The organism is Marinobacter psychrophilus, from assembly GCF_001043175.1.
Taxonomy (GTDB): Bacteria; Pseudomonadota; Gammaproteobacteria; order Pseudomonadales; family Oleiphilaceae; genus Marinobacter; species Marinobacter psychrophilus.
This window is the reverse complement of the sequence record NZ_CP011494.1, coordinates 2810221-2833731: the sequence shown is the minus strand read 5'-3', so window position 1 is coordinate 2833731 and position 23511 is coordinate 2810221. Positions and strand designations below refer to the sequence as shown.

Annotated in this window: 28 protein-coding genes and 1 pseudogene; 16 read left to right on the top strand and 13 right to left on the bottom strand. The window is 53.5% G+C overall.

Translation table 11 applies throughout. The annotated features are described in order from the left end of the window. Window positions 1–45: 45 nt before the first annotated feature. From ABA45_RS12755 to ABA45_RS12710, 10 genes and pseudogenes are all read right to left on the bottom strand, one after another. Window positions 46–315: an HPr family phosphocarrier protein gene (locus ABA45_RS12755; protein WP_014871984.1), complete on the bottom strand. Its 270-nt coding sequence runs from the start codon at window positions 313–315 to the stop codon at window positions 46–48. Between the two features lie 7 nt (window positions 316–322). Continuing rightward, window positions 323–1207, bottom strand: a complete 885-nt coding sequence (gene rapZ, locus ABA45_RS12750) for an RNase adapter RapZ (protein WP_048386663.1) — start codon at window positions 1205–1207, stop codon at window positions 323–325. Window positions 1208–1259: 52 nt separating this feature from the next. After that, a complete protein-coding gene (gene ptsN, locus ABA45_RS12745) occupies window positions 1260–1727 on the bottom strand; it encodes a PTS IIA-like nitrogen regulatory protein PtsN (protein WP_048386662.1) in 468 nt (155 codons plus the stop codon). Window positions 1728–1812: 85 nt separating this feature from the next. Further along, the gene (gene hpf / locus ABA45_RS12740) at window positions 1813–2112 is read right to left on the bottom strand and encodes a ribosome hibernation promoting factor (protein WP_041635292.1); all 300 of its coding nucleotides are present in this window, start codon (window positions 2110–2112) and stop codon (window positions 1813–1815) included. 41 nt (window positions 2113–2153) lie between these two features. After that, a pseudogene (locus ABA45_RS12735) lies at window positions 2154–3753 on the bottom strand (RNA polymerase factor sigma-54). 175 nt (window positions 3754–3928) lie between these two features. Beyond that, a complete protein-coding gene (gene lptB / locus ABA45_RS12730) occupies window positions 3929–4654 on the bottom strand; it encodes an LPS export ABC transporter ATP-binding protein (RefSeq protein WP_048386659.1) in 726 nt (241 codons plus the stop codon). Then, complete coding sequence (gene lptA / locus ABA45_RS12725; RefSeq protein WP_048386657.1) at window positions 4632–5219, bottom strand: lipopolysaccharide transport periplasmic protein LptA; 588 nt, start codon at window positions 5217–5219, stop codon at window positions 4632–4634. Before lptA ends, lptB begins: the two co-directional genes overlap by 23 nt. After that, the gene (lptC, locus tag ABA45_RS12720; RefSeq protein ID WP_084708344.1) at window positions 5203–5820 is read right to left on the bottom strand and encodes an LPS export ABC transporter periplasmic protein LptC; all 618 of its coding nucleotides are present in this window, start codon (window positions 5818–5820) and stop codon (window positions 5203–5205) included. The genes lptA and lptC overlap by 17 nt, the downstream gene beginning before the upstream one ends. After that, window positions 5817–6425, bottom strand: coding sequence for a KdsC family phosphatase (locus ABA45_RS12715; protein WP_048386655.1), 609 nt, complete (start codon window positions 6423–6425; stop codon window positions 5817–5819). The genes lptC and ABA45_RS12715 overlap by 4 nt, the downstream gene beginning before the upstream one ends. Next, window positions 6425–7405 (bottom strand): KpsF/GutQ family sugar-phosphate isomerase, encoded by a 981-nt coding sequence (locus ABA45_RS12710; RefSeq protein ID WP_048386653.1) that lies wholly within the window; start codon window positions 7403–7405, stop codon window positions 6425–6427. The genes ABA45_RS12715 and ABA45_RS12710 overlap by 1 nt, the downstream gene beginning before the upstream one ends. 213 nt (window positions 7406–7618) lie before the next feature. Between ABA45_RS12710 and ABA45_RS12705 the strand changes: the two genes are divergently transcribed. The 11 genes from ABA45_RS12705 (at window position 7619) to ABA45_RS12655 (ending at window position 16502) form a co-directional block, all read left to right on the top strand. Then, window positions 7619–8428, top strand: coding sequence for an ATP-binding cassette domain-containing protein (locus tag ABA45_RS12705; protein ID WP_048386651.1), 810 nt, complete (start codon window positions 7619–7621; stop codon window positions 8426–8428). Beyond that, the gene (mlaE, locus tag ABA45_RS12700) at window positions 8425–9207 is read left to right on the top strand and encodes a lipid asymmetry maintenance ABC transporter permease subunit MlaE (protein WP_048386649.1); all 783 of its coding nucleotides are present in this window, start codon (window positions 8425–8427) and stop codon (window positions 9205–9207) included. The genes ABA45_RS12705 and mlaE overlap by 4 nt, the downstream gene beginning before the upstream one ends. Before the next feature lie 27 nt (window positions 9208–9234). Beyond that, window positions 9235–9684 carry an outer membrane lipid asymmetry maintenance protein MlaD gene (gene mlaD / locus ABA45_RS12695; RefSeq protein ID WP_014871973.1) on the top strand — a complete coding sequence of 150 codons (450 nt, stop codon included), beginning with the start codon at window positions 9235–9237 and terminating at the stop codon, window positions 9682–9684. Window positions 9685–9719: 35 nt separating this feature from the next. After that, window positions 9720–10382 (top strand): MlaC/ttg2D family ABC transporter substrate-binding protein, encoded by a 663-nt coding sequence (locus tag ABA45_RS12690; RefSeq protein ID WP_048386647.1) that lies wholly within the window; start codon window positions 9720–9722, stop codon window positions 10380–10382. After that, window positions 10382–10723 (top strand): STAS domain-containing protein, encoded by a 342-nt coding sequence (locus tag ABA45_RS12685; RefSeq protein WP_048386645.1) that lies wholly within the window; start codon window positions 10382–10384, stop codon window positions 10721–10723. Before ABA45_RS12690 ends, ABA45_RS12685 begins: the two co-directional genes overlap by 1 nt. Before the next feature lie 117 nt (window positions 10724–10840). After that, window positions 10841–11083, top strand: a complete 243-nt coding sequence (locus ABA45_RS12680; protein ID WP_007352402.1) for a BolA family protein — start codon at window positions 10841–10843, stop codon at window positions 11081–11083. A 29-nt stretch (window positions 11084–11112) separates the two neighbouring features. Further along, on the top strand, window positions 11113–12375 hold the full coding sequence (gene murA / locus ABA45_RS12675) for a UDP-N-acetylglucosamine 1-carboxyvinyltransferase (protein WP_014871970.1): 1263 nt from the start codon (window positions 11113–11115) through the stop codon (window positions 12373–12375). A gap of 41 nt (window positions 12376–12416) precedes the next feature. Next, window positions 12417–13055: an ATP phosphoribosyltransferase gene (gene hisG / locus ABA45_RS12670; RefSeq protein ID WP_048386642.1), complete on the top strand. Its 639-nt coding sequence runs from the start codon at window positions 12417–12419 to the stop codon at window positions 13053–13055. 270 nt (window positions 13056–13325) lie between these two features. Then, the gene (hisD, locus tag ABA45_RS12665; protein ID WP_048386640.1) at window positions 13326–14633 is read left to right on the top strand and encodes a histidinol dehydrogenase; all 1308 of its coding nucleotides are present in this window, start codon (window positions 13326–13328) and stop codon (window positions 14631–14633) included. Window positions 14634–14672: 39 nt separating this feature from the next. Continuing rightward, a complete protein-coding gene (hisC, locus tag ABA45_RS12660; RefSeq protein ID WP_048386638.1) occupies window positions 14673–15737 on the top strand; it encodes a histidinol-phosphate transaminase in 1065 nt (354 codons plus the stop codon). 21 nt (window positions 15738–15758) lie between these two features. Further along, entirely contained in the window at window positions 15759–16502 is a 744-nt protein-coding gene (locus tag ABA45_RS12655) for a Nif3-like dinuclear metal center hexameric protein (RefSeq protein ID WP_048386636.1), read from the top strand. Between the two features lie 12 nt (window positions 16503–16514). On the opposite strand, the gene ABA45_RS12650 is transcribed toward ABA45_RS12655, so the two are convergent. Further along, a complete protein-coding gene (locus ABA45_RS12650) occupies window positions 16515–16949 on the bottom strand; it encodes a YhcB family protein (RefSeq protein WP_048386634.1) in 435 nt (144 codons plus the stop codon). 228 nt (window positions 16950–17177) lie between these two features. On the opposite strand from ABA45_RS12650, the gene zapE reads away from it, so the two are divergent. Beyond that, a complete protein-coding gene (zapE, locus tag ABA45_RS12645) occupies window positions 17178–18281 on the top strand; it encodes a cell division protein ZapE (RefSeq protein ID WP_227506231.1) in 1104 nt (367 codons plus the stop codon). Window positions 18282–18376: 95 nt separating this feature from the next. Further along, the gene (locus tag ABA45_RS12640) at window positions 18377–19564 is read left to right on the top strand and encodes a thiolase family protein (RefSeq protein WP_227506030.1); all 1188 of its coding nucleotides are present in this window, start codon (window positions 18377–18379) and stop codon (window positions 19562–19564) included. A gap of 61 nt (window positions 19565–19625) precedes the next feature. On the opposite strand, the gene ABA45_RS12635 is transcribed toward ABA45_RS12640, so the two are convergent. Next, on the bottom strand, window positions 19626–19919 hold the full coding sequence (locus tag ABA45_RS12635; RefSeq protein WP_048386628.1) for a ComEA family DNA-binding protein: 294 nt from the start codon (window positions 19917–19919) through the stop codon (window positions 19626–19628). A gap of 711 nt (window positions 19920–20630) precedes the next feature. Here ABA45_RS12635 and ABA45_RS18930 point away from each other — a divergent pair. From ABA45_RS18930 to ABA45_RS12620, 3 genes are all read left to right on the top strand, one after another. Continuing rightward, window positions 20631–21248 carry a hypothetical protein gene (locus tag ABA45_RS18930; protein ID WP_048386626.1) on the top strand — a complete coding sequence of 206 codons (618 nt, stop codon included), beginning with the start codon at window positions 20631–20633 and terminating at the stop codon, window positions 21246–21248. Between the two features lie 100 nt (window positions 21249–21348). Next, the gene (gene rfaH, locus ABA45_RS12625; RefSeq protein ID WP_084708412.1) at window positions 21349–21831 is read left to right on the top strand and encodes a transcription/translation regulatory transformer protein RfaH; all 483 of its coding nucleotides are present in this window, start codon (window positions 21349–21351) and stop codon (window positions 21829–21831) included. 202 nt (window positions 21832–22033) lie between these two features. After that, complete coding sequence (locus ABA45_RS12620) at window positions 22034–22402, top strand: histone-like nucleoid-structuring protein, MvaT/MvaU family (RefSeq protein ID WP_048386623.1); 369 nt, start codon at window positions 22034–22036, stop codon at window positions 22400–22402. Between the two features lie 146 nt (window positions 22403–22548). Here ABA45_RS12620 and ABA45_RS12615 read toward each other — a convergent pair whose 3' ends face one another. Continuing rightward, on the bottom strand, window positions 22549–23508 hold the full coding sequence (locus tag ABA45_RS12615; protein ID WP_048386621.1) for a sensor domain-containing diguanylate cyclase: 960 nt from the start codon (window positions 23506–23508) through the stop codon (window positions 22549–22551). Window positions 23509–23511 lie beyond the last annotated feature (3 nt).

Below are 23511 nucleotides of genomic sequence, written 5' to 3'. Positions count from 1 at the left end.
GAAAACGGCTGTATTATAGCGGACTTGCAGGCGCTGCGTGAGCGACTACTCGCCCTCGCCAAAGTAATCATTGATCAGTTCTGTCAGCGCGATAATGGCCTGTTGCTCGTCTTCACCGTCGGCAATCAGTTCAACTTCCGTGCCCTGGCTGGCGGCCAGCATCATTACCTGCATGATGTTTTTGGCATCCACTTCACGGCCTTTTCCGGCGATTCTGACCTTGCTTTGGTGGGCAGACGCTGTGGCCACCAGTTTGGCCGTTGCGCGGGCGTGCAGACCCAGTTTGTTGATGATAAACAGCTGGCGGCGGATCATGGTTGAATCAGGCGTCCTGTACGGTTTTCAGGTGCAGTAGTTCGGAGTGACGTACTTGCACGTTGTTGCTGTACTGGCGGAAGTGGGCGCCCATTTGCTCGCAGACGTAAACCGAGCGATGCTGGCCGCCGGTACAGCCAATGGAAATGGTCATGTAGCTGCGGTTGCTGTCGGCAAATGCCGGTAGCCACGTGGTCAGAAAAGCGATGATTTCCTGCACCATTTTTGCGCTCATGGGTTCGTTTTCCAAAAACTTGATCACCGGCTGGTCCATGCCGGTAAACTTGCGCAGAGAGGTGTCCCAGTGGGGATTGGGCAGGCAACGCACGTCAAATACGTAGTCTGAATCAACCGGTACGCCGTGCTTGTAACCGAATGACTGGAACAGCAGCGCCAGTTCCTGGTCTTTGCGGCCGACCACCCGCTGTTTGACCATGTCCCGCAAATCGTACATGCCCATGCCAGTGGTGTTGATGTATAGGTCAGCCAGATTCGACAAGGGTTCCAGCAGTTTTTTTTCCGAGCTGATGGCTTCGCGCAATGACGTGTGATCGTCGCTTAGTGGGTGCTTGCGTCGGGTAGCATGAAAGCGTTGCAGCAGAGATTGCTCGTCGGCGTCTAAAAATATGATTTCAGCACTGACGCCTGTGTCCTTCAGGCGTCGGTGAATATCTTCGAAATTGGCCAGCTCACCGGACAGGTTGCGCGCGTCTATGCTCACCGCCATTTTGTGCAGGCGGCCGGCGGGCTCTTGTGCGGCCGCTTCTTTGGTCAGCGGGAACAGCAGGCCAATGGGTAAGTTGTCGATGCAGTAAAAACCCAGATCTTCCAGAACGTGTAAGGCGGTACTTTTACCCGATCCGGAACGGCCGCTAACAATAATCAGTTTCATCGTCAATAACCCTTTGATTGCGAACGGTCGAAGTGGATCAGGCCAAGAAAGATTAGCGTCCGGAGGTCATGCGCTGAAATAGGGTAATGGCATCTTCCGACTGGCGCAGGCGGTCACAAAAAGTCCGGTCGTTGAATTTTTCTGCAAGCTGACTAAGCAGCTCAAGATGCTCGCTAGTGGCTTCTTTTGGTACGACCAGAGCAAACACCAAATCTACCGGCTGGTTGTCAATTGCATCGAAGTCCACGCTCTCGCTGAGGGTGACGAGCAGGCCAATAACGTGCTCCAGGCCTTCCAGGCGGCAGTGAGGGATGGCGATGCCCTGGCCGATACCGGTGGACCCCAGGCGCTCGCGGGCAATCAGATTGCTGAATATCTGAGTGTCGCCCAAGGTGGCGTTATGCAGGTGAATCTGCTCTGCAATAAACTCAAGAACCCTTTTCTTGCTGGACGCTGGCACGTTGCAAAGTGTCAGTTCCGGGGCAAGGATGGTTTCTATTGTCAGGGATGTCTCGCTCATGGGTCGACGGTACTTCCATTAAAAAAAAGGCTGCGGCATGGTGCCATGCCGCAGCGCGTGAAGCGTTTACGCGTTGTATCCGGTGTTAGTTACCGTGCATCCGGGATACTTGCTTTTCTTTGTGCTTGAGAATCTGGCGGTCCAGTTTGTCCACCAGAGCGTCAATAGCTGCGTACATGTCTTCGCTTTCTGCCTTAGCGTGCAATTCGCCACCACTAATATTTACGGTAGCTTCGGCTATCTGGCGCAATTTTTCCACCTGCAGAGTCACATTGGTGTTACTTATCTGGTCGAAGTGGCGCTCCAGGCGCTGGAATTTTTCGTTTACGTACTCTTTGAGTGCTTCGGTCAGTTCGACATGATGGCCAGAAATATTGAGTTGCATAGGCTTCTCCTGTTATTGCATGGGTTGTTAGGTCGGTGTTGCTACACCAGTCGCTTTCTTTCGTTCGATGGAGGTATTTGCAGTGCCTCCCGGTATTTGGCCACGGTACGCCGCGCCACTTGGATTCCCTGTTCCCCAAGCATGGCGGCAATCTTGCTGTCGCTCAACGGTTTTTTGGAGGTTTCGACGGCTATCAGTTTTTTTATCATGGCGCGGATGGCGGTTGAAGAACATTCTCCGCCAGCATCGGTACTGACATGGCTTGAGAAAAAATATTTGAGCTCAAAAAATGCCGCGAGGTGTGTGCATGAACTTCTGGGTGGTTACCCGGGAGATGGTAGATTCATGCATTTCTACGGCTTGGGCGATTTCCGAAAGGATCAGCGGCTTCATAGCTTCGTCCCCCTGGTCTAGAAAACCCTGTTGGTATTCCACAATACGGGTAGCCACTTTTAGCAACGTTTCGTTGCGGCTTTGCAGGCTTTTGATGAACCATTTAGCCTCTTGTAACTGATCCCGCATGTAGGTGTTGTCAGCGCTGCTATCGGCACGCTTTATCAATGAAGCATAGCTGGCATTGACACGAATGCGTGGTGCAATTTCTGGGTTCAACTCTACCCGCCAGCGCTCGTTGCGCTTGTACACAATCACGTCTGGAATCACGTAGTCCGGTTCGGTTCGGTCAATCACATTGCCGGGGCGCGGGTTCAGGCTGGTAATCAGCGCCAGTACCTGTTTTAGCTGGTCTTCTTTGAGGCGACTACGGCGCAGCAGTTGGGCGTAGTCACGGTTGCCCAGCAGGCTGATGTAGTGGGTGATGACCATGCGCGCCTGAGAAACCCAAGGGGTGTCTGGTGGCATCTGGTTCAGCTGGATTAGAAGGCATTCTTGCAAGTCGCGGCCAAACACACCGGGTGGGTCAAAAAACTGCAGGCGTCGTAGTACCGCTTCCAGTTCATCCAGTTCCAGAGGGTCGTCGTCATGCTCGTCCTGCAGGCCGGTATAAATCTCGGCCAGCGAGCTGGTCAGATAGCCGCGTTCGTCAACTGCGTCCATCAGGGCGTGAGCAACGGCGCGGTCGCGTTCCGTCATGGTGGTCAGGTTTAGCTGCCACTCCAGGTGATCGCGCAGGGTTTCAGTGGGAGAGTTGCGGGTCTCAAAATCGTAGTCGTTGTCGTCGCCATTACTGCTGGCCGGCGCCGGCGCAGATTGGTACACGTCGTCCCAAGCGGTATCTACCGGCAGGTCGTCTGGCAAGGTATCGGGTATTTCATTTTCGCTGGCCCAGTCGGGACCGTTTTCGTTTTCGTCCCAGTCTTTGCTGGTGTCTGAAGAGGCCTCTGCTGCGCTTTCAGCGGTGCCGTCCACCCCGCTACTTATCCCACTATCTATTCCACTGTCTATCCCACGATCGTCTGCACTGGAGTCCGTGTTTTGATCGTTGTTCGTGTCCGCGTGCGTGGATTCCTCGTCGCCGTGATCATCGTCTTCCGGTGCTTCCAACATGGGGTTGGATTCCAGCGCCTGCTGGATTTCCTGTTGCAAGTCGAGGGTAGAAAGCTGTAACAGGCGAATCGCCTGCTGGAGCTGGGGCGTCATGGTCAGGCTCTGGCCCAGCTTGAGCTGCAAAGAAGCTTTCATTACCATTCTTGGAAATCCATTACTCGATCGGTTGGCGCGTGGCAGCCACTAAAAAAGGTTGGCTAACCGGGGTTTGCGTTCACAAGCAAGTTCTCTGCCGAGTTTACTAGAGTTCGCCGGGGAATCAACCGATTCACCTGTGGCGACGTCATCGCAAGCCCACTTCTAAGGTTCATTACAACCGGAATTCGTTGCCCAGGTAGACCTCTTTGACCTGTTGATTGGCAAAAATTTCAGCGGAGCTGCCGGAAGCAATAATATGGCCGCCGGACACAATGTAGGCGTTTTCGCAGATGTCCAGCGTATCGCGTACGTTGTGGTCGGTGATCAGTACGCCTATGCCTTTGTCGCGCAGGTGGCGAATGATTTGCTTGATGTCGCTAACCGAGATTGGGTCGACCCCGGCGAAGGGTTCGTCCAACAGAATAAAAGCGGGCTCCATCGCCAGAGCGCGAGCAATTTCTACCCGGCGACGCTCGCCCCCAGACAGTGCCATACCCATACTGTCGCGGATGTGATTGATGTGAAACTCGGCTAACAATTCCTCTAGCTTCGCGTCGCGTTCCGCCCGTTTCATACTTTTGCGGGTTTCCAGAATGGCCATAATATTGTCGCGCACGCTGAGTTTGCGGAACACCGAGGCTTCCTGGGGCAGATAGCCAATGCCTTTGCGGGCACGGCCATGCATTGGCAGCGGGGTGATGTCCTGACTATCGATCGTAATGCGGCCGTGGTCGGCCTGCACCAGCCCCACAATCATGTAAAAGCAGGTGGTTTTGCCGGCACCGTTAGGGCCTAACAGTCCGACGATTTCGCCGCTGCGAATTTCCAGCGAAACGTCAATCACCACTTTTTTCTGCTTGTAGCTTTTTGCCAGATTACTGGCTCTGAGAACGGCCATCGGACTCCTGCGTGCTGCGCGGCTGGATTGTCATTTCTACACGGCCTGACCCTGAGCCTGCTTCGATGCTGCCTTGGGCAGTGACGACGCGGTTCACGGTGTCGTAAAGAATCAGTTCACCGCGAAAAATATTGCCAGTTTGCCTGATCACTGCGTCCCGTTCAAAGGTCAGCTGCTTCTCGGTAGCAGACCAGGTTATGGTGAGGGCTTTTGCGTCGGTTTCCCCTTTTCCGTTGGCCGTGGGCTGCACGTAATGGGCCGGGGTGCCGGTGGCTTCAATGCGGTTAAGCCCATTTATGTCGCGGTAGAGCACCACCTCTTGAGCAAACAGTTTGGTATCGCCTTGCACCAGTTCAACATCGCCGGTGTAGGTTGCAACGCCTTTGGCATCGTCAAGCCGTGCTGAATTGGCGGCCACGTTGATGGGGATGTTGGAATCGAGATCAAAGGCCAAGCCTGGCGTGCTGACGAATAAGGCCGCCAGCCCGACGCTCATGCCCAGCCTCATACCCAAGCCTGGTGCTCGGCGCCAAAAGGATGCGTTACGTTCAGTTGCCAGTTTCATAGCGTCCTTCCACCTGGGAATCAAGTTCCAGAATACGTTCATTGAGCCAGGCTTTCATGCCCGTGGCGTGGGTGGTGCCGGTGGCGTCAACGATTTCGACGGGGGCATCGGTATACGCCATATTCGTGCGGTTATCCAGCGTCAATCTGGTCGTGCTCAAGGTAGCGCTGCGCTCACCAATCTGTCGGACAACGCGCACATCACCCTGAAGCTCCAGCTGGCTGTTGCCGTCGCGCAGTTTGCCGTGTTTAGCCGTAAGCTGCCAGGGTTCTGAACCGGGTTGGCCTTGGATTGTGGCTTGCGGTTCGGCCATGATGGCGTATCCGTTGGCCTCAAACTGTTCAATGCGAGGGCTTACAAACTGGATTTTGACGGTGCCTTGTTCGTCGTAAGAAGTGTACAGGGCGTTCACCACAAAGCTGTCGGGCTCGCGGTCACCGCGCAGTTCGCTGTCTTGTGTTGGCGTTGGCACTTCGTTGTCGCTGTGCCACAGCAGGGCAGCGGTGGCAATGAACGTGGCCAGAAGGGCCATCGTTCGCCACCTGGGGCGTTGTTCCGGCAACAGCGCAACAAGCAGGCCGCTGCCTTTACCTAAAGTCATGGTGCGCTTCCCGCGTCGCGGACGGGCTCAATATAGGCTTCAAGGTAGGGTGCAAGGGCCGTGTCGAGCTTGCCCTGGGACGCGAGAATCAGATCGCAGGCTTCGCGCACCGCGCCATCACCGCCGCGGCTTCGGGTGCAATAATCGGCGTGCTCCTGAAGCAGCCAATAGCCGTTGGGCACGGTAATGCCGAGGCCGGCGTAGCGAAGCGCTGGCAAATCCGGCAAATCGTCGCCCATATACGCAATATCACTGGCCGGGATGCCCATCAGATCGACAATCTCTAGCAGTGCGGTGCGTTTGTCCTTGCGGCCTTGCAAAAGGTGCGGGATACCCAAGTCAGTCATGCGTTTTTCGGTCAGTGGTGAACGCCTTCCGGTAATGACTGCGACCGTAATGCCTGCGGCCATAAGCTGCTTGAGTCCAAGTCCGTCGAGAATGTTGAAGGCTTTTAGCTCGTCACCGCTGGCGCTGAAGTAAATTTTGCCATCGCTCATGATGCCATCCACATCCAGCGCAATCAGGCGAATGTTGGCTGCTTTGGCAAGCACGCTGGCCGGCCATTGCGGCCGGAAATTAGGGGTATCTTTTACAAGTGTGTCCATTAAATGACTCCCGCACGCAGCAGATCGTGCATATTCAAGGCCCCCACCAGCTCACCGTGCTCACCGACCACTGGCAGGGCGCTGATCTTCATTTCTTCCATAATATTCAGAGCTTCTACTGCCAGTTGGTCGGCACGGATGGTTTTGCCATTATGGGTCATCAGCTGTTCTATGGCGGTAGTGTGTACGTCTACATTTTTATCCAGGCTGCGGCGCAGGTCGCCGTCAGTGAATACGCCTATCAGGATGCCGTTACTGTCCACCACAGTGGTCATACCCAGGCCCTTGCGGGAAATTTCCAGTAGCGCACCGCTGAGGGTCGTACCTTCACTGACTACCGGAACGCTATCGCCACTGTGCATGATGTCTACTACTCGAAGCAGCAGACGGCGGCCCAGGCGTCCCCCAGGGTGCGAAAACGCGAAGTCCTCGGCGCTAAAACCCCGCGCTTCCAACAGGGCAACGGCCAGGGCATCGCCCATTACCAGTGTGGCGGTGGTACTTGAAGTGGGTGCCAGGCCTAACGGGCAGGCTTCTTTAAGTACGCTAACGTCCAGATTGGCCAATGCTTCCTGTGCCAGAATCGACTGCGGGTCACCAGTCATGCTGATCAGTGGCGTTCCCATGCGTTTCAACATTGGCAGCAGGGTGACCACTTCGTTGGTATTGCCGCTATTGGAGATGGCGATGACCACGTCCTGGTTGGTAATCATGCCCAGATCACCGTGGCTGGCTTCACCAGGATGAACAAAAAAAGCCGGTGTGCCGGTACTGGCCAGAGTGGCGGCAATTTTGTTGCCGATATGGCCAGATTTGCCCATACCGGTCACCACGACACGGCCGCGGCAAGCCATAATTGCCTGGCAGGCACGAGTGAATGATTCGCCAATACGCTGCTCAAGGCTGGTAATGGCATCGCGCTCGATACGGATGGTGTTGAGCGCGGATTCTCGGAAATCCTTTAGCACTGGGTCTGTCATCCTGTTCCTGCTCTTTAAGTCTAATTCGGCTGATGGCCGAGATTTCGCCACTTGGGCTGTCGTGAAACAGAGTATAACATTGGACAGCCGTGGGCTGTCTCTGAATGGGTCAAAACCCGGCTGCGGCCAGTTCGCAAGGTGAAATTTTAGCCATAGCGGATTGAGCTTGAGTGCGTCTTGGCATAATGTAGCGGCTCTTTTAAGGGGTAGGTTATGGCAGAAGCTGCTTATATTTCCTTGGAAAACGTGGTTTTCTCGCGCTCTGGGCGGCGTGTTTTTGATGGCCTCAGTTTGCAAATTCCTCGTGGCAAGATCACTGCGATCATGGGCCCTAGTGGCACTGGGAAAACAACATTGTTGCGTCTAATTGGCGGACAGCTGAAGCCGGAGTCTGGCTCGGTTTTGGTTGACGGCCACAACATACCCAAGCTGCGGCGCGGTGCGCTGTTTCAGCTGCGGAAAAAGATGGGCATGCTGTTCCAAAGCGGGGCTCTTTTTACCGATGTGAGCGTGTACGAGAACGTAGCCTTCCCCCTGAGGGTACACACCAAACTGCCGGAAGACATGATTCGCGACATCGTCCTGATGAAGTTGGAAGCCGTGGGCCTGCGTGGCGCGCGCGACCTGATGCCCGCAGAGCTGTCCGGCGGCATGACGCGGCGAGTGGCACTGGCTCGCAGCATTGTGTTGGACCCAGAACTGATTATGTATGACGAACCCTTTGCCGGCCAAGACCCCATCGCCATGGGCGTGGTGGTGAAGCTTATTCGACAACTGAACATTGCCATGGGTCTGACCAGCGTTCTGGTATCTCACGACGTGCCGGAATCACTCAGCATTTGTCACTACGCCTTTATTCTTTCTGACGGCAAGGTGATCGGCGCGGGCACGCCGGAACAATTGCGCGAGCACTCATCAGACAAGGTGCAGCAGTTCTTGCAGGGCAAGCCCGATGGCCCCGTACCTTTTCACTATCCGGCGCCAGAACGCGCCGTCGATTTTGGGCTGGGAGCAAAGCAATGATGGATGCGATCGCCCGCCTGGGGAAGAATACGCTGGATTTTCTGGCGTCTTTCGGGCGAGCCAGTCAGTTTTTACTGGGCGCGCTGGCAGGCGTGCCAAAGCCGTCGGTGGGCCTGCCACTGCTGTTGAAACAGATATATTCGGTTGGGGTGCTGTCACTGGTGATTGTGATGGTTTCCGGGCTGTTTATTGGCATGGTACTTGGGTTACAGGGCTACACGATTCTCAGCGACTTTGGCTCTGAGTCGGCCATTGGCCAGCTGATTGCCCTCACCCTGGTGCGCGAATTGGGGCCGGTGGTGACCGCGCTCTTGTTTGCTGGCCGCGCTGGTTCGGCGTTGACCGCAGAAATTGGCCTGATGAAAGCCACAGAGCAGCTTTCGAGCATGGAAATGATGGGCGTGGATCCTTTGCGCCGGGTGATAGCACCGCGGTTATGGGCGGGCTTTCTGAGCATGCCTATTCTGGCCCTGGTGTTTTCGATGGTGGGTATCCTTGGTGGTATGCTGGTGGGAGTAGAATGGCTGGGTGTGTTCGAAGGCTCGTTCTGGGGCAACATGCAGGCTTCGGTTGATTTTCGTGACGACGTGCTAAACGGCGTCATAAAAAGTGTGGTGTTTGGCTTTGTGTGCGCCTGGATTGCGGTGTATCAAGGCTATGACTGTGTGCCAACATCCGCCGGCATCAGTTCGGCAACCACAAAAACTGTGGTGTATTCGTCGCTGGCCGTGCTTGGGCTGGACTTTATATTGACCGCCGTAATGTTCGGCAATTTCTGATGATCTGGAAATTAACAGGAGTCGGTGATGGCGCAAAGAACCATTGAAATAATTGTTGGATTGTTCGTGCTGGCAGGCATGGGTGCCATGATGTTTTTGGCACTGCAGGTCAGCGGTTTGTCATTGGCTGCTGCCGGCAGCACCTACACCGTGTATGCAGACTTTACCGATACTGGAGGCCTTGGGTCGCGGGGTAGAGTTTCAATGGCGGGCGTGCAGGTTGGTTCTATCGAGTCTATCGAGCTGGATCGAGACACGTTCAAGGCCCGTGTAACATTGTCTATTAACTCCGATGTAAACAACATCCCTGCTGACAGCGCCGCGATGATACGCACGTCCGGTCTGCTGGGTGAGCAATATATTGACATATCTATTGGTGGTGATCTGGAGTCCCTGCAGCCGGGTGACAACTTTTACACCACCCAGTCGGCGATGAATATCGAACGGCTGATCAGTAATTTTGCCTCTGGCCGCTAAGGCCTTTTAACAAGCACTCAATCGGAGACACCAAGATGGCCGTTGCGCGTTATCGATCCATTTTTCTGTTCGTTTTTCTCAGTCTGCTGGCTGTGTCTGTTCAAGCCGATACTGAAGAACAGTTACGAGCTTATGTGAACGACAACACCCAGCGCATGGTTGAACAGCTCAACCGGGAGCGGGAGTCATATCAAGACGACGCCGACTTGTTTTACAGCAGCATGAATCAAACGATGGATGGCTTTGTTGACTTTCGCCGTATTGCGGCCCGGGTGATGGGGCGTTATGCCCGCCAGGCGTCTCCGGAACAGCGTGACCAGTTTGTAGAAAAGTTCAAGCGCAGCTTGTTTGAGAGCTATGCCCAGGCTTTAGTAGAATCGCGCAACTTTCGCATCGAGGTGCTAGGCGCTACGTTTAACCCCCGTGATGATAATCGTGCGTCTGTGGATATGCAGGTGATCACCGAAACAGGCAATCGCTATCCGGTTACCTATTCCATGTATCGCGCCAAAAACGACCAGTGGATGATGGAGAACGTGATTGTGGAAGGCGTGAACATCGGACTCGCGTTCCGTGACCGTTTCAGTCAAGAAATGGAGGCCAATCGAGACCAAGTGCAGGTGGTGATCGACGGCTGGAACGACCCGGCCGATAGCCTCAACCTGGAACAGGTCATTGACGAAAAAGCAGGACAATAATGAGCGCTAGTAACCCGCAGCCGACGCTTAATTTCAGCGACAATAACCTGACAATTGACGGCGAAGCCGATGCTATGGTTGCTGCCGACCTGCGCCAGCGCGGAGAGGCTTTGCTGGCAGGGGCCAAAGGCGACATCACCGTCGATTTGGCAAAGTTGACTAGCGCTAGCAGTTCGTTGCTGTCAGTACTTTTGTGTTGGCAACGGTTCGCCCGCGAGCGCGCGCTGAACCTGCGCTATGAGCACCCTGGTGAGCGCTTGCTGGCGCTGGCCGCGCTGGCGAATCTGAATGACGCACTACCAGGGTTTTCCGCTGTCAGGCCGGGCGTAAATCCGGATTAACCGGGCAAGCATCGTTGGCGGCTAGCGTTGATACGGATTATCCAATGCGAAGGCTGACCGCAGCTGAAGAATTAGTTACAATTCCGCCCCTTGATTTTTAATATCCGAGGAATGTTTATGGATGTCGCTGAAATAACCACGCTGGTACAGAATGCGCTGCCAAGCTGTGAGATTCAGGTGCAGGTTGACGGTTCACATTGCATGGTCGTGGCAGTGGGCGACGTTTTTGAGGGTTTACCAACCATCAAACGCCAACAGCTGATCAACAAGGCGTTATTTCAGATGGTTATGGATGGCACAATTCACGCTCTGCACCCCAAGGCCTTTACCCCCGCCGAATGGGCTGCGCGCCAGGGCTGATAGCCCGCAAACACAGGATACTATTCGTTGTGGATAAACTTCTGATTCACGGAGGCCGGCCGCTAGACGGTGAAATCCGTATTTCCGGCGCCAAAAACGCTGCTTTGCCGATTCTTGCTGCGACACTTTTGGCCGATGAACCGGTCACCATCAGTAATCTGCCGCACCTGCACGATGTCACCACCATGATTGAGCTGCTTGGCCGAATGGGCGTTGAGCTGATGATTGATGAGAAGATGAGTGTCGAAATTCACGCCAACACCATCAAGCACTTTCATGCGCCCTACGAGCTTGTGAAAACCATGCGTGCGTCCATTCTGGTGTTAGGCCCGTTGGTCGCGCATTTTGGCGAAGCACAGGTTTCTTTGCCTGGCGGTTGTGCCATTGGTAGCCGCCCGGTAAACCTGCACATTCAGGGCCTGGAAGCCATGGGCGCTGAAATTTCTGTGGAAAATGGGTACATAAAAGCGAAAACCAATGGTCGCCTGAAAGGCGCACACATTTTTATGGATATGGTGACCGTTACCGGTACTGAAAACCTGCTGATGGCAGCGACTCTGGCCGATGGCAAAACCATTCTGGAAAACTCTGCGTGCGAGCCAGAAGTGGTGGATTTGGCTGAGTGCCTTATTGCCATGGGCGCCGACATTAAAGGTCATGGCACTTCTACCATTGAGATTAACGGTGTGGAGCGTCTGCATGGCTGCCACCATCATGTACTGCCCGACCGAATTGAAATTGGCACCTATCTTGTGGCTGCCGCTGCTACCGGTGGCAGAATAAAACTGAAAGATACCCGCGAAGGTCTTATGGATGTGGTGTTATCCAAGCTTGAAGAAGCTGGCGCCCACATCACCAGTGGTAAAGACTGGATAGAGCTGGATATGAAGGGCAAACGTCCCAAGGCCGTCAGTATTCGTACCGCGCCCTATCCTGCATTTCCTACCGACATGCAGGCCCAGTTTGCGGCCATGAACTGTATCGCTGAAGGCACGGGCACCATTATAGAAACGGTTTTTGAAAACCGCTTCATGCATTTGCAAGAGCTGATCCGCATGGGTGCCGATATCACCATGGAAGGCAACGCGGCGATTATAAAGGGCGTTGACCATTTGACTGGCGCACCGGTCATGGCCACCGACTTGCGTGCCTCTGCCAGTCTTGTGATTGCGGGCTTGGTAGCCCAAGGCGATACGGTGGTTGATCGTATTTACCACATCGATCGCGGTTACGAGTGCATCGAGGAAAAGCTGCAGTTGCTGGGTGCCAGCATTCGCCGTTTGCCGGGTTAAGTAACACGGCAGCAAAGAGCTAACGGGAAACCGGATACGATATGACAGATTCCATTACCATTGCCTTGTCGAAAGGCCGCATTCTGGAAGAAACCTTGCCCTTGCTGGCAGAAGCCGGAATTGAGTTGGTCGACGATGTAAATAAGTCCCGCAAGCTGGTATTTCCTACCACCAACAGCCATGTGCGCGTGCTTATCCTTCGAGCCACAGACGTTCCGACCTATGTGCAATATGGTGCCGCTGACTTGGGCGTGACGGGCAAAGACACGCTGATGGAACACGGTGGTGAAGGCCTCTACGAGCCGCTGGACCTCAATATCGCTCGCTGCCGCCTGATGACCGCCGGCGCCAAAGGGTGTCCGGTTCCAACAGGGCGTTTGAAGGTCGCTACCAAGTTTGTAAATCTTGCACGGCGCTATTACGCAGCCCAAGGCCGCCAAGCCGATATCATAAAGCTCTACGGCGCGATGGAACTGGCGCCGATTTTGGGTCTGGCCGATGAGATTGTCGACATCGTCGATACGGGCAATACGTTGAAAGCCAACGGTCTGGAAGCGCGGGAATTGATCGAACATATCAGCACCCGATTAATTGTGAATCGTGCCTCCATGAAAATGAAACACGAACGTATAAATCTCATTATCGAAATGATGTCGGCCGCGGTGGAGAAACGCCGTTAGTTCACGGATACATGAGAGGTTGCCTCTGTAAACGGCTTGCATCCTTACGTTGGCGCCTGTGGGGTGGACTACCAAGACTCGCTCAGACACGTCCATGTGACGCTTGGGCTACGCCATCCATAGCTCCGTATAGTTTTGGTAGGCCGCCCCACAGTCCCTTCGCTGAACTTTGGGTGGTGGCAAGCCCGTTAAGAGCGCTTGCCACGAGTTGCCTACAGGCATCACTTTTTCGTTTCAACTTCAGTTTTTATTCACGACAGGGTTTAACACATGACCGTTAATATCCAGCGATTGAACGCCTCCGATGCAGACTTTGACAGTGCGCTATCGGCCCTGTTGGCTTGGGATGACAGCGTGGATCATCAGGTGAACGAGTCGGTGCGTCATATTTTGCACGAGGTGAAAACCCGCGGCGACGCGGCTGTTCTGGAGTTCACGGCCAAGTTTGACCGTCTGAGCGTTGGCAGCGTAGCCGAGCTGGAAATGAGTCAGGAACGGTTGCAGCATGCCTTGAAAACCATTCCCCAGGACCAGCGTGACGCCTTGGAACATGCGGCCCGCCGGGTGCGGGATTATCATCAGCGTCAGAGTCAGGAGTCCTGGCAATATGAGGAAGCCGACGGCACGGTGCTGGGGCAGAAAATTACGCCGCTGGATCGGGCAGGGCTGTATGTGCCCGGCGGCAAAGCGGCTTATCCATCGTCGGTTCTGATGAACGCCATACCGGCAAAAGTCGCCGGCGTGGCCGAAGTGATTATGGTGGTGCCGACACCGGATGGAGTGGTGAATGACTTGGTGCTGGCAGCGGCAGCGATTGCCGGAGTAGATCGGGTATTCACCATCGGTGGTGCTCAGGCAGTGGCTGCGCTGGCTTATGGCACTGACACGGTACCGGCGGTCGATAAGATTGTGGGCCCCGGCAACATTTTTGTAGCAGCTGCCAAGCGCGAGGTGTTTGGCACCGTGGGTATCGACATGATTGCCGGGCCGTCGGAAATTCTGGTGATTTGTGACGGTCAGACTCATCCGGACTGGATTGCGATGGATCTGTTTTCCCAGGCCGAGCACGACGAGCAGGCCCAGTCGATTCTGATCAGCCCCAGCGCCGAGTTTCTGGATGCGGTGGAAGCCAGTATTGAACGACTACTGCCCACCATGGAGCGGGCGGAGATTATCCGCACTTCATTGGCCGATCGCGCTGCACTGATTCAGGTTGCTGATCTGGCAGAAGCGGCCAAGGTATCAAATCGAATTGCGCCGGAGCATCTGGAATTGTCCGTTGCTGATCCGCAAGCGTTGCTGGCGGACATCCGCCATGCCGGTGCTATCTTTATGGGCCGGTATACCGCCGAGGCCCTTGGGGACTATTGTGCCGGCCCGAATCACGTGCTGCCTACTAGCGGCACCGCGCGTTTTTCGTCGCCTCTGGGTGTTTACGATTTCCAGAAGCGCTCATCTATTATTGGATTCAGCGCCGAAGGTGCGAGCCGTATGGGGCGAGTGGCTTCTGTGTTGGCCAGAGGCGAGGGCCTGACCGCCCACGCGCGCTCGGCAGAATACCGGATTCAGCGAGATTAGACGCTTCATTACCAACGGCCACCGCCACGGAGAAAACCCATGAGCAAATTCTGGAGCCCACTGGTTCACGATTTGGTGCCTTATATTCCCGGTGAGCAGCCCAAAAACGCTAACTTGGTAAAACTTAACACCAACGAGAATCCGTTTGGCCCGTCGCCCAAGGTCATCGAAGCCATTCAGGCCGAGCTTAATGATAATTTGCGCCTGTATCCGGATCCCGAGGGTCAGGCGCTGAAGGCAACTATTGCCACCTACCACGGTATTAAAGCCGACCAAGTGTTTCTGGGCAACGGTTCCGACGAAGTTTTAGCGCATGTTTTTTTCGCACTGTTTCAGCAGGATCAGCCGATACTTTACCCGGACATCAGCTACAGCTTTTATCCGGTTTATTGCGGTCTTTACGGCATCAAGGCTCGCAAAGTGCCATTGAATGAAGAGTTTGCGATTGACCCTGACGATTACAGTCAGCCCAACGGAGGCGTCATTTTCCCCAATCCGAATGCGCCTACTGGTCGCTATCTGAACCTTACCGAAATTGCTGTGGTGCTGAAGGCCAATCCCGATCGAGTCGTCGTTATTGACGAAGCTTACATCGACTTCGGCGGCGAAACCGCCATTAATTTAATTGACCTTTATCCAAATCTGCTGGTTACCCAAACCCTGTCGAAATCACGTTCGTTGGCGGGTTTGCGGGTAGGATTTGCTGCCGGTAATGCGGAACTGATAGAGGCTCTGAACCGGGTGAAAGACAGCTTCAACAGCTACCCTCTTGATCGCCTTGCTTTGGCGGGCGCACAGGCCGCGTATGAAGATGATGACTGGTTTCAGGACAGCCGAAACGGGGTAATTCGTGAGCGTGAGCGGGTTAGCGAATGTCTGCATAAACTGGGCTTCGAGGTGCTTCCGTCCAGAGCCAACTTTGTGTTTGCCCGGCATCCGCAATGGGCTGGATTTGATTTGGCGAACGGTTTACGCGAGCAGGGTGTGATCGTTCGGCACTTCAACAAGCCGCGGATCAACGAGTTTCTGCGTATCACTATTGCTAAAGCGCCGCAGAATGATGCTCTGATAGAGGCGTTAAAAACACTCTGTGATTCACGCTGATTATCGAGGTCTGGCACTGCTATGGCGCATCGAAACGAGATTATGGCGCTGCTGGAAAGCTGGCTGGTGCCCGAAAAATTCCAGGATTACAGCCCCAACGGGCTTCAGGTAGAAGGCAAGGCCGAGATAAATACCCTGATTACGGGCGTTACAGCCTCACAGGCGCTACTGGATGCGGCGGTGGAGCTGAAAGCCGATATGGTTCTGGTACACCACGGTTATTTCTGGAAAGGCGAAGACCAGCGCGTGGTGGGTATAAAGCGCAATCGCTTGAAAACCTTGCTAATTCACGAGATAAATTTGGTGGCTTATCACTTGCCATTGGATGACCATCCGCGGTATGGCAACAACCGCAATTTGGCCCGGGTGTTGGGTATCGATAACCCGGAGCCTTTGAATGGTCTGGTGTGGCGTGGCGAGTTTCCCCAGGCGCTAACGCCACAGGCGTTAAGCGAGCGTATTTCGAGCTGTTTGCAACGGCAACCTTTGCATATTGAAGGTGGGCCAGACCTGATCAAAACAGTGGCTTGGTGCACCGGTGGCGCTCAGGGTTTTATTGATACTGCGGCGGATGCGGGACTGGACGCTTACATAAGCGGAGAGATTTCAGAACCTACGACTCACACCGCCAGAGAGCGGGGAATTCACTATTTTGCAGCTGGCCATCACGCTACAGAGCGTTATGGCGTTCAGGCATTAGGGAAAGCCTTGGCGAAGGAGTTGGGGCTGGCCCACCAGTTTATCGAGTGCGATAACCCTGCCTAGGCCAGCCTTTGCTCACGCTTTAGCTTTTGCTTTTTCTTTCAGACCGTAATCTTCTGCCAGTGTGCCAGAACCATCTGGGTCTTTTGGCGCATAGTCGCGGGGCGGTTCTGAACCCTCTTTGCGATCGTCTTTCAGGCGTTGGGCTGAGTTCTGTTCGAGTTCATGTATCAGCTCGTCGTCGTTACACAGACGCGTTGCGCTTTTGGCCATGTGCTGATTCACATCGCGATAGCTGTCATTGAAGCGGCGCAGCAGGTGGGCAGACTCCATAAAGTGCTCGTTAACCTGTGCTTGATAGCGGGTATATTCGTTGCGCAGCTCATCAATTTGCTGCTCGGTGCGACGCTGCCGAAGAGATGAGCCTTGCCCGGTAGAGCGGCCCAGCAATATTCCGATCAGAATGCCAACTATCAGGGCGGCAACTGCTGCCATAGTCAGGTTTGTCATAAGTTGCTTTGTCCTTTTAAAAATAATGAACCGTAGAACAGGTCATGAGTATAACGTCACTAACTCTATACGCCCACGACAAAAGCGTGAGTCAATCGTCTTATTGCCGCGTTGTGGCCCTACTACGGCGAAAAGCTTAAATTGCGCTAGGATGTTGCGCCAAAATAAACCAGTAACTCTTGGAAGCCACTGATGACAGCGTCTATGTCCACTGCCAGTTCGATCAATATGCCACCCTGGCAACGCTACCAGCAGGACCTTCAGCGTCCGGAGTTCTTGCGTGATGCTGCGCAGGAAGATGCTGTAAAGCGTCTTCAATTACTTTACGACAAACTGGTGGCAGCTGAAAGCTCCCGCGACAGCAAGATGTCAAAATTGCGTCGTAAGCTAAGCAAGGGAACGGGCAAAAAGGAGCCGATTACAGGTTTGTATTTTTGGGGCGGCGTTGGCCGCGGGAAAACCTATCTGATGGACACTTTTTTTGAAGCCCTGCCGTTCGATCGCAAAATGAGAGTGCATTTTCACCGCTTTATGCAACGTGTTCATAATGAACTCAAGCTGTTGAAGGGTCGAAAAAATCCCTTGGAGCTTGTGGCCAAAAAATTTGCCGATGAAACCCGGGTTATCTGTTTTGACGAGTTTTTTGTGTCCGACATTGGTGACGCGATGATACTGGCAACTTTAATGCAAGGCTTGTTTGAGCGTGGCGTTACGTTGGTGTGCACGTCTAACATTGTTCCTGACGGCTTGTACAAAGACGGTCTGCAGCGGGCGCGTTTTCTGCCGGCCATTGAACTGGTAAAAAAACATACCGATGTGGTGAATGTGGATGGCGGCGTAGATTACCGCTTACGCACGCTGGAACAAGCCCGGCTTTATTATTCACCGCTGGGGGCTGAAGCTGATGCCAGTCTGACTAAAAGCTTTGAGAATTTGGCGGTGGAAGCAGGCAAGCACAGTAAATCGATGGAAATAAACGGTCGCAAAATTCCAGCCCGTGCCCATGCCGATGACGTGGTGTGGTTCGATTTTGAAGCGGTGTGCGACGGCCCTCGCAGCCAGAATGACTATATTGAGTTGGCCCGCCAGTTCCACGCTATTATTATCAGCAACGTGCCGTTGTTGGGCGGGGACAGGGACGACCAGGCTCGACGTTTTGTCAATATGATCGACGAATTCTACGATCGTAATGTAAAGGTTATTATCTCGGCGGCGGTACCAATTGTAGAACTATACGCCGGTGGTCGGCTGAATTTCGAATTTGAGCGCACTGAGTCGCGCTTGCTGGAAATGCAATCTCAAGATTATCTTGCCGCGCCTCATAAGCCGTAAGCTTTCGTGCAGTGGCTTGAACACTGAACTACGCTTGGGCGAGCCGGCCTGCGTCGAGAACAGCGATGTTAATATCAAGGGTACAAGGAGTTAATGTGAACAGCAGCGATCAGGTAGTGATTGTCAGTGGAGTGCGTACGCCAATGGGCGGGTTTCAGGGCAGTTTGTCCTCTGTGCCTGCACCTGAGCTGGGTGCTGTGTGCATTGCTGAAGCCGTGCGTCGCGCGGGTATACAGCCAAGTGACGTGCAAGAAGTGATCATGGGCAACGTATTGCCTGCGGGTTTGCGCCAAGGCCCCGCGCGACAGGCCATGCGGAAAGCCGGCTTGCCAGATAGCACTGGTGCAACCGCGATCAACAAGTTGTGTGGTTCGGGCATGAAGGCGGCGATGCTTGCCCATGACCTGATTAAAGCCGGCAGCAATGACATCATGGTGGCTGGCGGTATGGAGAACATGTCGAGCGCTCCGTATTTGCTGTTAAAAGCACGCAGTGGTTACCGTATGGGGCCAGGCGATGCGGCTCAGGATCACATGTTTTTTGACGGCCTGGAAGATGCTGAAACGGGCCGTTTGATGGGTGCTTTTGCGCAGGAAATGGCTGATAAAAAAGGCTATACCCGAGAAGACATGGATAACTACGCCATCAGCTCCCTCAAGCGTGCGCAGCGCGCAATTGAACAGGGCCTGTTAAAAGACGAGATTGTCCCGGTCACCGTTAAAACCCGCAAGGGTGACATCCTGGTAGAGCACGACGAGCAGCCATTTAATGCCAACCTGGAAAAAATCCCGACGTTGCGTCCGGCGTTCAGCAAAGATGGCACCATCACGGCTGCTAACGCCTCTTCTATTTCTGACGGCGCGTCTGCGCTGGTGCTGATGCGCGAATCCGAAGCTGAAAAGCGCGGGCTCAAACCTTTGGCCCGAGTGGTTGCTCACAGCACGCAATCCCAGCATCCGTCAGAATTCACCTGTGCCCCGGTGGGTGCGCTGGAAACCTTGTTTGCCAAAACCGGCTGGAGTAAGGACGACGTTGACCTGTACGAAATCAACGAAGCCTTCGCTATGGTGGCGATGATGCCCATTCAAGAGCTAGGGCTTGATCCGGATAAAGTGAACGTTCATGGCGGTGCCTGTGCCCAGGGCCACCCCGTAGGCTCAACAGGTTCGCGAATTTTGGTCACTCTGATGTACGCGCTGCAGCGTTACGGAAAAAAGAAAGGTGTTGCGGCCCTGTGTATTGGCGGTGGTGAAGCAACTGCGATGGCGATCGAAATGTTATAAGGCAGAGGTCGGGCTGGCACGAACAAAACGGGTGGTTGCTTAAAAGCAACCACCCGTTTTGTTACGGTGCCTTGGGGCTATTTGTGTCTTGAGTCGTTAGCCGGTTTGCATTTTTTTCGACCGTTCGTGCTCCAATGCCCTTAACATTTGCTAGGTCTTGGGTGCTGGTGAACGGGCCATTAGCCTCTCTGTATTCCACAATTGCTTCGGCTTTGCTTTGGCCAATGCCTGAAAGCGAGGCCAGACTGGTGCTGTCGGCGGTATTGATATTGATGCTCGCCGCCTGAGCAAAGGCAAAGCCGGACATTAGGCTTAACAACAGAGTAAGCGTAGCGAGCAATGAGCTGTGTTTCATGAGTTAACTCCGGACGTTCTCGTCGGTTGTTGTGGTTAGTATCCACACGGCACCACGGGACTAAACCAGAGCCGAAAAGGGCAGGCAGGACTTCAATAGACAAGAAAGTAGATGGCTACAGGGGCGCACGGCACAACTGACATCCTTGCCAGCTGTGTTACCCGTGACTATGACCCCGGCCTGATCCGTCAGGCTTCACCCATCCTGGGTGCACCTTCCCTGAATTCCATCCTTGTATGCCCGACTCCTTCGAGCGCCCCCGGTTCCGTGGGGTTTCTTCCATGTGTTGGCATTCCATGCCAGCGAGTCATCCTTGACCGTTAAAGTGTAACCAATTCTGCTGCGCTTTGTTGTAAGCCTTTTACCCTTTGTTGTGTAAGTTCAGGCTTACAAAAAACGCACCCAGAACGCGTGCCACATCCTATATCTAGCTCAGTTCTCAGCTCTGGCACCTTGGTGTTCCAATCCAGGGTTGCATGCAGGCGATAGCACATTTGGTCGCTGGCAACTGGTTCACCGTGGGCCCACAGTGACGTCAGGTTGTGTATTTGAGCCTTTACCGGCCAGTATTTACCGTGAACGGTCACTTCGCTGGACAAAGCATTACCGCGGGTGCCTGGCGCCTGGAAGCCTCCTGGAGGCCCTCTGGAAGCCCTCTGGAAGTCAGCGAAAATAACGATGTTGCGATGATTAGGCAGCAGGGTGTTAATAATGGTGCATTACCCTCCCACCACTCGCTATGCCGCTAGCGGAGGTGATGATGCAGGGATAACGAACGGCATCGAGTTTGATGGAGTCTTCGACCTTGCACGCATACACAGTTTGCTCATTAATGCTTTGGCATTAGGCGGGGTTGTGCCGGTGGTCTTTGTGAAAGTGACAGAAAATATCGGTGCTTTGATCGCTGTTGGGCAGAAGAGTCTTGCACAGTTCGTGGGTTGCGCGAGTACCGTAAATTTTTCCATGAAATCCATTTTTGATCCGCGCTTTCAAGTAACCAGAACGATCAATATGGGCGTGGGTCAGCACAACGGCTTCAATCCTGTCTGGTCAGACTGGAAAATGCGCACGGGTTACGCAGGCATAAGGTTTGCTCTATCTGGTACATGCCGCAGTCTTGCGGCAGGCGATACTTTTCGTCTGACACAAGATAGGGTGAACCTTTTAAGGGTGCCGGTGCAGCCCAAGGATTGCAGTTTCATGATGTCATCCTTAAATCAGTCCGTTCTTACTTCAGTGCAGCCCACAGACTTTTCACGTGTCATGTTTGCCAATGATCTTGTCGCCATATTCGCGTTACAATTACAGCCGACGCCGAGGTTGCGATAAGAGGCGTTGTGGCTAGATGTTCAATGGTTGCCGGATAGGTGTGCTAACCCTCAAACTCATCGTACGTATAATCCACGAAGTGTTGTTAATAGGCTCTTTTATGAAGTGGTATGTCCTGCAGTGCAAGCCCGGTCAAGGAGATCGTGCTCTTATGCATTTACAAAATCAGGATATTCCCTGTTTTTATCCGAAAGTGATGGTGGAGAAGCTGCGCTCGGGAAAGCGTAGTTGCAAGCTGGAGGCGCTGTTCTCGGGCTATATTTTTATCAATTTGTCACAATTGAATCCAGTCTGGTCAAAACTGCGTTCTACTCGCGGTGTGATAAGAATTGTTGGGTTCGGTGGTAAACCTTTGCCAGTTGAAGATGAAGTGGTCGATCATTTACGCGCCAGTCTTGACCGGGTTGCTTCCGTGGGAGGCATTAAAAGTGGCGACAATGTAGACGTTGCAGAAGGCCCGTTTGCTGGCATGGGGGCAATATTCCAATGTTACGATGGCGATGAACGGGCAATTGTGTTGATTGAGTTCATGCAGAAAAGCCAGCGTATATCTGTGCCGATATCTTCGTTAAAAAATCAGTAATAATTGATAATACTTTAACAAAAACGTCAGAGTTTTTGGAATCTAAAGTGATTGTAAGCTTTAATATGCTAGATATTTCATTAATGCTTTGATTTGGCGTTACTGATTCATTACTATCGATACTGTCATTTTGGTGGCTACATACAATTAGTATGTTGTCATCGTTCATATCAGGCACTTCAGACCTTAAGGTTTAAATTTCATGGCGAAAATTAACGACTATTATCAAAAGAAGCAGCTGATGGAAAAGCTGGCAGCAGAGCTGGAAAAGCTGGAAGAAGATCAAGCGTTGAAAAGCGAATTAGCGTTTGAAACCAAAGTCCGCGAACTGATGGGCGAATACAGCAAATCACCGAAAGACGTCCTGCAAATTCTGGCAGCGATTGATCCGTCCATTGCTTCGACGTCAATCGCTACGACTGGCGGTGGAAATCGCGCCAAGCGTCCGGAAAAAACCTATCGCAACCCGCACACCGGCGAAGTGGTTAAAACCCGTGGTGGTAACCACAAGACGCTTAACGAGTGGCGTGAAAAGCACGGAAAAGAGGCAGTACAGAGCTGGCAGGACTAATCTGCCAGCCATAATCTGTCTGCAGTCATAGTGTTCAACCCACCGGAGCGCCTATTCACCAGCGCTCCGGTTTGTGTTTTCAGTGGCAAGCATTACTGCTTGGGCTCAAGTGGCTATGGAATTGCCGCAGCTACCATCAAAAACCGTCACGAAAACGTGACAATCTGATTGCGCCCAGCCTGTTTTGCCGAGTACATTGCCTGGTCGGCCTGTTCTAACCAAGCCATATAATTTTTTGGTCTATCAGTTAATGGTGCGACACCAATACTGATGGTGTAGGTAATGTTGTGGCTGTCTACCGTCACTGGTTCGCGGGAAATAGCGTTTAAAATGCGCTTGCAAATAGTGAGAGCCCCTTCTGTATCGGTTTCCGGCAGGATAATACCGAATTCTTCTCCGCCATAACGCCCGGCGCTGTCTGAATGGCGCAAGTGGCTGCGGGTTGTTGCTGCGGTGTGGCGAATGACTTCATCTCCTACCAAGTGTCCGAAGCGATCGTTAATGGCCTTAAAGTGATCAATATCAAACATCACCAATGTGCTATTGCTGCCGTAGCGTCTATAGCGTGAAAATTCTGCATCCAGCAAGTTTTCCCAAGTGCCGCGGTTAAGCAGTCCCGTCAGTCTGTCGATCATACTGAGTTTGGCAAGTTGATCGTTGGCGCGCTCCAGTGCCCGCTTGTTGCTGGCAATATCGGTAACGTCGTAGATCATCAGGCACACTTTTTCTACTTTTCCAGACGGGCCGCATAGCGGGCTAATGGTGAGGTTTTGATACATGAATTCTTCGGTGCCGGTAATTGGCCGGGTATTGCGAAAGCGCAGCAGATAAGGGCGCTGCTCCCACGACGTAAATGCACGAGTGTTCAACTGGGTCACGGCTTCAACTTTGCTGCTTAGCCAAGCGCGGGGGATGTCCGGAAACAGCTCGAACAACACCTGATTGTGAACTTTACTGGCGGTCATGCCGCTGTGATGCTCCATGAAGCCGTTCCACATCTGCACACGGAAGTCCAAGTCTAGCACCACCAGGCCAACCTCCACAGACTCAACCATGTTGGCCATCCAGTGGAACGAGCTTAGGCTTTCCGAGTTTAATGATGGCATTTG